The following is a 7,356-nucleotide window of genomic DNA, read 5'->3' as shown; positions in this document are numbered from 1 at the left end:
CTTATCATTGCTGATTTTTCGGATTTTATATCATAATGGATTCATTGGAATACTGGCATAAAACATGGACTTAATTTGCTCAGTAAAGTATAATGAATATATCTATTTTTTTGAAGCTGACTACTTTGTTTTTATGCTGAATCTGTCCTCTCAAAAAAATATCCCTGATAATTTTCGGCAAGGACTGATCAATATAGATACTGAAGAAAAAATAAATTCATATCTATTGTACTTGGAAGAATTCAGGCTCAACTTAGATGACCTTAAAGACGATTACGAGAGTCTATCAGAAAAAGAAAAAATAGAGTCGAAATTTTGTTTTTTTCCTACAATCTTAATTGATTTTAACAGGCGATTTTTTTATTGTTCGCATCCCGAATCTCACTACCTAGGATTTGAAAAACACTTACCCAGTAACTGGGAATATATAGAACAACAGAATATTATGCACTTAATTCCCCTACAGAAAGCATATTGGCTTGCTTGGAATATCAAAAATATATAGCTCAGGGCAAGTCATACACAAGTCTCATACCACATTTTCTGTCCTCAAACAGGCCTTTTGAACTCATCCTAATTGCTGACATACACCAAATCCATTCTTGGTCTTGCCAAGGCCAAAATATAGCTCCACCTCCTCGAACGACATAAACATCATTTTCTGGAGGATTTTTAATCTCATAATTTTCTCTATATCGATCTTGACACCATTCCCCAACAAAAATCCCATATAGGCCAAATGGGTTATGGTAATGTCTTTTAAGGTCAGAAAAATCCCAAAGTAACCACTTTTCCATCTCCTGGTACTCTAGAACTTGGTCTCCAAAGACAAAAAGTGTATCGGTTCCCCCACGGCAAAAATACTCCCATTCAGCCTCAGATGGCAATCGACAATTCAAATATGAGGTTACTCTTTCACAGTCTTGTCTACTCAAGAAAGCAGGATAGTAAGGATTCTCTTCTGCTATTGAATCTTGTCCAAGTATTTCTTTGGCGATGCCATTGAGTAGAGGTGTTTGTGATACTAAGAAAGGATCTATTTGAACTCTAGTACATGGTCTCATTTCAGAACTATCAAATGGTAAATAATCATAGATTTTTCCAGCTTCTACTTCTTGCTCTTCAGTCAATCCCATCACAAAATTACCGCCAGGTATGTACTTGAAAACTATGCCTGTATCGCGATGCTTTAGATTGATCAGCCGAATAGAATCGGGATTTATGTCATCGGGAATGTCTAAATCAAAAATAGGTTTTAGAGATTCTAGTCGATCTGAAAAAATCATAAGAAGTTATCGAAGATGGTAGAACAGAACAAGAGGATTTGTATTGATTGACTAGATTGCAATATACCATTGCAATCTTTAATGATGAGGCGATCGCTCCTTCCCATAGGTCTACAGTAGTATTTGGGGGGTGGTGTAGGAGTTGAACCTACCTGATTCCGGTTAAAAGCCGGATGCATCGACCGCTCTGCCAACCACCCAAGGAAAATCAATGGACTGCCCCGCCAGGGCTTGAACCTGGAATCTTCGCATTCAAAGTGCGAGATGTTGCCATTACACCACAGGGCAAAGACTCAATGCTGGAGTAGGTTAGGTAATACAACCCCCCAAGCCAGAATCGAACTGGCGACCTCCTGTTCTAAGCCCTGCGGGCAGGCTGCGCCAACAGACAGGCGCTCTACCAACTGAGCTACCAGGAGAAACGAGAGCGGAGGGATTTGAACCCCCAAATCTTCAGTTTCGTAGGCTGATGTGTTCTCCAGTTACACCACGCTCTCAAAATCAATGAGTTTGTATTTACTCAATAGCCCCAACGGGACTCGAACCCGTGCTTTTCGATAGAAAGTCGAACGTCCTTGGCCGCTAGACGATGGGGCCATTTGGCGCAGGGATGAGGATTTGAACCTCAAATTCTAGTTTTGGAGACTAGAGTGTTGCCATTACACTATCCCTACATTTGGTGGCAGTGGTGGGACTTGAACCCACATCGACCAAGTTATGAGCTTGGGGCTTTGACCATTAAGCTACACTGCTACGGGGCTGACGGGATTTGAACCCGCGACTTCCTGTTCGACAGACAGGCGCTCTAGACCCACTGAGCTACAACCCCATCAATTGGATCTCTTCAGTTTTCCAGGTACAGTTAGCTTGAGGTAGAGCTTTGAGGCTCTTTTTTCCTTGCCATATTTATATACTACAGAAATACTACAAATGTGTCAAGGGATATTTATGCACAGTTATAGAACTGTTGCAAAAACTCGGTTTCTACACGATGTTAGCCAAACGCTTGATACCCTAAGACCAAATGCGTTTCATTGAAAGCGTAAATCCGGGCAAAACCTCTTCTCCCGATAAAGCGCTCGGATTTTCCACGACTTCCATCACTTGACCCGCCCGATAAATTTCTACTCGCTTATTCTTCGGATCGATCAGCCATCCCAACTGAGTGCCATTATCTATATATTCTTGCATCTTAGTCCGCAGATCTTTAAGAGTATCTGTCTTAGAGCGCAGCTCCACAACAAAGTCAGGACATAGGGGAATAAAGCCTTCCCTCTGTTCGGGGGTCAGCGATTCCCATTTATCTTGCCTTAAAAAAGACGCATCCGGAGATCGGTTGGCTCCATTAGGCAACTCAAATCCGGTTGATGAGTCAAAGTATTCCCCTAACTTCTCATTCGCTTCCCACCAAATACCGAGCTGAGTGCCGATTTTTGCATTTCGTTTACCGGTTTCGCCACCTGTGGGTGGATTCACAATCAGTTCTCCTGTAGCAGTGCGTTCAAGTCTGAGATCGCGATTTGCGCTAACCAATGCAATAAACTGTTCCCGTGTCACGTGGAGTAGTAGCTGGTTGGGTAATTGGAGTAGAAGCTGTTTAGGTTGGGAAGGAGCCTGTAGCATCAGAATTTACCTTGCACTGCTTTTATCGCACTTCTATTTTAATCTGAGTTTTTTGGAATTGCGACAAAATCACTCGGATTAATTAGTTCATCAAATCATTATGGATAATCAATGAAGCGGATGCGGTAGGATTATCTTGCTCAAAATGAATCCTCTGAGCAGGAAAATAGATGGTTTGATAATCGCGAATGGTTTCCTCTTTTCCTAAACCTTCTTGTCCTCTGGATAAGGCTCGGTTCAAAGCAGTGTCAAAGCTACAATCGACCCAAATCTTCAGATCGTATTCATCCATCCAGGGTTTCTTGAAGATAAAAATTCCTTCAAAGAGGATGATGTCTATATCTTTGAAGTCATAAGTAGAGTCGTAAAATCGATCGGTTTTCAGATCGAGAGATTTTGCTTGTAAGTCAATTGATTGGTTCTGCTTCAGGGGGAGAATCAAGGAGTTAAACAGTTCCTGCCAACGAAAGGCATTGTCATAAAAATGTTGGGCTGGATTGTCTCGATTAAATCGGATACTTTGGGGATGATGCCAAGCATCGAGTCCAATTAAGGCAACGTTGAGGTTTCGGGTTTTCAACACCCTCAAAATTTCGTTGCTGACGACACCTTTGCCTGAGCCGTCAATACCACTAATAGCAACGAGTAAGCTGCGATCGCCAGAAATTGCAGAGATAGCTTGTTCGATTTGATTAACAGCTTGGTGAATATCCTTAAGTAAAACTTCAGGTAATTTCATTTTTGATTGGAAACCATGACTCTTTTAAGATACAAAGGGCGAGTTTACGTTATTGATTTTTGGGGGTTCTAGATTTAGGTATAACCCGCCCCTACAGAGATTCAACGGTTAATGATTTTTGGCCCATTGTACGATCGCCTCAGTCAATCCGTCTAAAGTATATTCTTTTGCTTCAATATCGACGCGCCCTAGGAGATCTTCACAGGTTTTGGAGGTTTGGGGACCGATAGAGGCGATACAAACGGAATTTAAGGAAATTTTACCGGTTTGATTGAGGATTTGAACTGTGTTTTTAACGGTTTTGGAACTGGCGAAGGTAATCACCGTTACTTGTCCGTTTTGCAGAGCGTTTAGGGCTTCTGGGGGAATGGTTTGAGGACATTGGGATTGATAGGCGGCAACTTCCGTGACACGAGCGCCTTGAGCGGTGCATTCTTGAACGAGGACTTCTCGCCCTCCCGTTTCGACGCGGGGAAAGAGGAGGCTTTTTCCAGATAAGGGTTCGGGGAAATGCTCGACGAGGGTATCGGCAATAAATTTGGGGGGAATATAATCGGGTTGGAGTCCTTGTTGGCGCAAACTGGCGGCAGTTTTTTTGCCGACTACGGCGATTTTAATGCCTGCGAGGGCGCGACTGTCGAGATGATGGTGTTGGAGCCGTTGAAAGAAGTAGTCAACAGCGTTACTGGAGGTGAGGATGAGCCAGTTAAAGGTCGATAAATTGGCGATCGCCCCATCTAACCCTTCCCAACTCGAAGGCGGTACAATCTCTAAGGCAGGCATTTCAATCACTCTAGCTTCCTGTTGTTGCAACAGTTGCGTAAATTCACTGGACTGACCCGCCGAACGGGTGACTAAAATGGTGTGGTGGGATAGGGGCATAGGACAGGGAAAATGAACCAAATTAGGCGATAATGCCTCAACGACGTTTCCTATAATAATCACTGCTGGGGACAGACTTTGACCTGCGGTGAGTTCAATAATATTTTGTAATCTGCCTTGCCAGATCTGTTGCTCTGGAAATCCCGCCCAACGAATAATCGCAATTGGGGTATCTGGATGTTTACCATGGTTACCAAGTTGACGGATGATCTCCGCAAGTTGACGGGTTCCCATCAGAATAACTAGGGTTTCCATCTGCGCCAAAATCGCCCAATTTAACCGGCTCGGATCGTGAGCTGTGACAACTGTAAAGCCTTGACTTAAAATCGGATCGGTGAGTGCAATACCGGCTAAAGTCGGTGCAGCAATGGCAGAGGAGAGTCCGGGAACAATTTCTACCGGGCAGTTTTGACTCAGAAGCGCTTGCAGTTCCGAACCACTGCGACCAAAAATCAAGGGATCGCCACTTTTGAGGCGTACCACCTGGTTTCCCTGTTGACAGTAGTAGATCAGCGCTTGATTAATGCTACTTTGGGAGGCACTGGGTTTACCTCCCCGTTTTCCCATGTCGAGGAGCAAACAGTGCGATCGCACTTCGGCAAATAGACGCGGATCGACCAGAGCATCATAAATAACGACATCGGCTTGTTTAAGCAGAGTATAAGCTCGTAGAGTGAGCGTGTCGAGACGACCTAATCCTGCGCCAACTAAATAGACTTTACCGACCATGGGTTAAGATTTGGATTCCGGATTCAATCGGCGGTTAACCCAACTGATGACACCACTGGCAATCGATCCAGCCATGAGAATGCCGATCGCCGGAGTAAACACCGGTTCCCACAATCTATACCAGAGATCGAAGCCTAGGGGAATATCCAGGGAGCGACCCAAAAGGGCGATCGCAAACCACCCAAAGCTAAATAAGACGAAAAATAAGTTGAGGGTTAAAACGGTGTTGAGTCCGTTTAAGAGTTTGTCTTTCATACACTGTGATTTCGGGATCTTTAAAGATTAAAAATTAAAAAGTTACAATTGTCTATAGCCAGAGGCTATATCGTGGTTTCCGATACAATGGACTACAGTTGCGACTTGCAAAGGTTAAGAGAATGACTTTAAGAGAACAGCTTCTTCAAGAAATTGAGCAAATCCCAGAGCCTTTATTATCTCAGGTGTTGGATTTTACTTTATTTATTCAACATCGCCATAGTGGTGATTCTGTGACCCTTGAGGTAGCACAAACAGAGAGTTCTAAAGCTAAAGTGCAAACCCGAAAAAGTCGGGTTAAGGCTTTTCAAGACTTGTTTGAACAGACTGAACCTGTACCGAATGATTTTGATGAGGATACAGCGAAGTGGGAGGCGCTTAAGGAGAAATACCATCTTTGACATCCTCACCGGGCTGAAGCCACGGTGATTCCTAAACCTCACGTTACGCTACAGATGGAGATCGTGGTAGAGACAAGGCATGTCTTGATCTGTAGGGGATCTGTAGGGGCGGGTTATACCCAAATCTTGTAGACTGACAACTATTTTTGTAAACCCGCCCTCCCCCACCATGTCTCTACTTTATTTTTCTTAAACTTTTTGGACACGATCGCCGTAATACTCCCACATCCACGCTTTCTGAATAATCTCATCCGAAGGTTCGTCGGGTGGTAAACCTTCTCTGGCCAAATTCCATCGCCCGGCAATTCGATCGCATTACAGGTGCGATCGCCCTCTTGCACTACAAAACTGTTGCTACCGTTAACTAATGCTGGAAAACCCTTTTGAATTTTGAATTTTGAATTTTGAATTACTCCTACTCTCCTTCCTTCATCTGACTGCCAGTAACATACTTCTCTGCATGAACCTTCAGTACAGCTTCTAAAGATTCGACTCGACAGTCTTCATTACCCCGACATTTTCGAGTCACCTTGAGTGCCAATCTCCATTGATCTAAATTTGCAGTAGCTGCGGCGATCGCACTCAAGGCATTGGCTTTGGAGTAAGAATTATCGAGAGTCTCGGCAGCAGCAAAGGCTTGCTTGAGTAGGGCAACGGCTTCGTCTGTTTTTTCTAGTTTTCCATAAACTTCGGCGATCGCACTCAAGACACGGGCTTTGTGGCTAGAATCATCGAGAGTCTCGGCAGCAGCAAGGGCTTGCTGGAGTAGGGCGACGGCTTCGTCTGTTTCGTCTAGTTTTCCACTAGCTTGGGCGATCGCACTCAAGACATCGGCTTTGCGCCAAGAATTATCGAGAGTCTCGGCACCAATAGTCTCGGCAACAGCAAGGGCTTGCTGGAGTAGGGCGACGGCTTCGTCTGTTTTTTCTAGTTTTCCACTAGCTTGGGCGATCGCCCTCAAGGCATTGGCTTTGCGCCAAGAATTATCGAGAGTCTCGGCACCAATAGTCTCGGCAGCAGCAAAGGCTTGCTGGAGTAGGGCAACGGCTTTGTCTGGTTTCTCTAGTTTTCCATAAGCTTCGGCGATCGCACTCAAGACACGGGCTTTGTGGCTAGAATCATCGAGAGTCTCGGCAGCAGTAAGGGCTTGCTGGAGTAGGGCAACGGCTTCGTCTGTTTTGTCTAGTTTTCCATAAACTTCGGCGATCGCACTCAAGACATCGGCTTTGTAGAAAGAATGATCGAGAGTCTCAGCAGCAGCAAAGGCTTGCTGGAGTAGGGCAACGGCTTTGTCTGGTTTCTCTAGTTTTCCATAAGCTTGGGCGATCACGCTCAAGACACGGGCTTTGGAGAAAGAATGATCGAGAGTCTCGGCAGCAGCAAGGACCTGCTGGAGTAGGGCAACGGCTTCGTCTGTTTTTTCTAGGTTTCCAGTAGCGTA

The 7,356-nt window shown here is 44.6% G+C and carries 7 protein-coding genes and 8 tRNA genes; 1 reads left to right on the top strand and 14 read right to left on the bottom strand.

All coding sequences use genetic code 11. The annotated features are described in order from the left end of the window. Positions 1 to 506: 506 nt before the first annotated feature. From AC3A14_RS23470 to AC3A14_RS23410, 13 genes are all read right to left on the bottom strand, one after another. Positions 507 to 1,286, bottom strand: a complete 780-nt coding sequence (locus AC3A14_RS23470) for a formylglycine-generating enzyme family protein (RefSeq protein ID WP_318733459.1) — start codon at positions 1,284 to 1,286, stop codon at positions 507 to 509. Positions 1,287 to 1,410: 124 nt separating this feature from the next. Continuing rightward, positions 1,411 to 1,486, bottom strand: a tRNA-Lys gene (locus AC3A14_RS23465). Between the two features lie 16 nt (positions 1,487 to 1,502). Next, positions 1,503 to 1,574, bottom strand: a tRNA-Gln gene (locus tag AC3A14_RS23460). A 34-nt stretch (positions 1,575 to 1,608) separates the two neighbouring features. Further along, positions 1,609 to 1,705: transfer RNA gene (locus tag AC3A14_RS23455), tRNA-OTHER, on the bottom strand. Positions 1,706 to 1,708: 3 nt separating this feature from the next. Beyond that, positions 1,709 to 1,783, bottom strand: a tRNA-Arg gene (locus AC3A14_RS23450). Between the two features lie 27 nt (positions 1,784 to 1,810). Then, positions 1,811 to 1,883, bottom strand: a tRNA-Glu gene (locus tag AC3A14_RS23445). A 3-nt stretch (positions 1,884 to 1,886) separates the two neighbouring features. Beyond that, positions 1,887 to 1,960 (bottom strand) — tRNA-Trp (locus AC3A14_RS23440). Positions 1,961 to 1,963: 3 nt separating this feature from the next. Then, positions 1,964 to 2,039 (bottom strand) — tRNA-Ile (locus AC3A14_RS23435). A gap of 1 nt (position 2,040) precedes the next feature. Beyond that, positions 2,041 to 2,115: transfer RNA gene (locus AC3A14_RS23430), tRNA-Asp, on the bottom strand. Positions 2,116 to 2,300: 185 nt separating this feature from the next. Continuing rightward, a complete protein-coding gene (locus AC3A14_RS23425) occupies positions 2,301 to 2,909 on the bottom strand; it encodes a Uma2 family endonuclease (RefSeq protein WP_318733461.1) in 609 nt (202 codons plus the stop codon). An 82-nt stretch (positions 2,910 to 2,991) separates the two neighbouring features. Beyond that, complete coding sequence (locus tag AC3A14_RS23420) at positions 2,992 to 3,648, bottom strand: uridine kinase family protein (RefSeq protein ID WP_318733464.1); 657 nt, start codon at positions 3,646 to 3,648, stop codon at positions 2,992 to 2,994. 108 nt (positions 3,649 to 3,756) lie between these two features. Then, on the bottom strand, positions 3,757 to 5,259 hold the full coding sequence (gene cobA, locus AC3A14_RS23415; protein WP_318733466.1) for a uroporphyrinogen-III C-methyltransferase: 1,503 nt from the start codon (positions 5,257 to 5,259) through the stop codon (positions 3,757 to 3,759). 3 nt (positions 5,260 to 5,262) lie between these two features. After that, positions 5,263 to 5,514, bottom strand: coding sequence for a hypothetical protein (locus tag AC3A14_RS23410; protein ID WP_318733468.1), 252 nt, complete (start codon positions 5,512 to 5,514; stop codon positions 5,263 to 5,265). Positions 5,515 to 5,636: 122 nt separating this feature from the next. Between AC3A14_RS23410 and AC3A14_RS23405 the strand changes: the two genes are divergently transcribed. Beyond that, positions 5,637 to 5,915: a hypothetical protein gene (locus AC3A14_RS23405; protein ID WP_318733470.1), complete on the top strand. Its 279-nt coding sequence runs from the start codon at positions 5,637 to 5,639 to the stop codon at positions 5,913 to 5,915. Positions 5,916 to 6,330: 415 nt separating this feature from the next. Here the strand turns inward: AC3A14_RS23405 and AC3A14_RS23400 are convergent. Beyond that, a partial coding sequence (locus AC3A14_RS23400; protein ID WP_487779193.1) for a tetratricopeptide repeat protein occupies positions 6,331 to 7,356 on the bottom strand: 1,026 nt, incomplete at its 5' end.

This window comes from Roseofilum sp., assembly GCF_982964205.1.
The sequence above is the reverse complement of the archived record's forward strand: the minus strand, read 5'-3'. Positions and strand labels throughout refer to the sequence as shown.